Source organism: Vibrio sp. 1641, assembly GCF_033339995.1.
Classification (GTDB): domain Bacteria; phylum Pseudomonadota; class Gammaproteobacteria; order Enterobacterales; family Vibrionaceae; genus Vibrio; species Vibrio alginolyticus.
On sequence record NZ_JAWOVP010000400.1, the window covers coordinates 1 to 562 of the forward strand.

General features: G+C 39.5%; 1 pseudogene. It reads left to right on the forward strand.

The features are described from left to right. Positions 1–562 (forward strand): annotated as a pseudogene (locus R7Z47_RS26200) (hypothetical protein); the annotation flags it as partial.

Here is a 562-nt window from a genome sequence, read left to right on the forward strand (position 1 = left end):
ACGATAAATTGATGGGATATTCCATTGGCTGGATGTTTCCTAAATATAAAGAACGTTTAGAGGGTGAAAACCCTTGTGACTATTCACATGATTACAATTTCGAAAATCGCTCTGACTATGAAAACCGATACGCTATGGGTGTATCTCCTTACGAAATGCTCACAGCAAATCCTCCTTTGGGTGTCACATTAGATGAAATAGAACGTGACAAAGAAATGCAAAAAGAAACGGGGTTTGTTAGCAATTTTAGGCCTATTTGTTACTTCTATTACTGCGAGAACCCGAAAGACTCAACAATAGAGTTTTGCTCTCGAACAGCGACTATCAGCTTAGAGAGGCTTCTCCTCTGTCCTTTACCGCAACAACTACATTCGGAAGATAAACTAGCACGGTTGTTTGATGATAATGGGAAAACCATTCCAATTGAATATGTAGATAAACAGGGTAATGAAGCGGATAAGTTTAAGAGAGGAGGAGCGATAATAGGTGGCTTTCGTCCAACAACTTTATTGAATGATGGCGTCCCTTACGCTGGCAGTATCGAAGACACAATACTTTTATT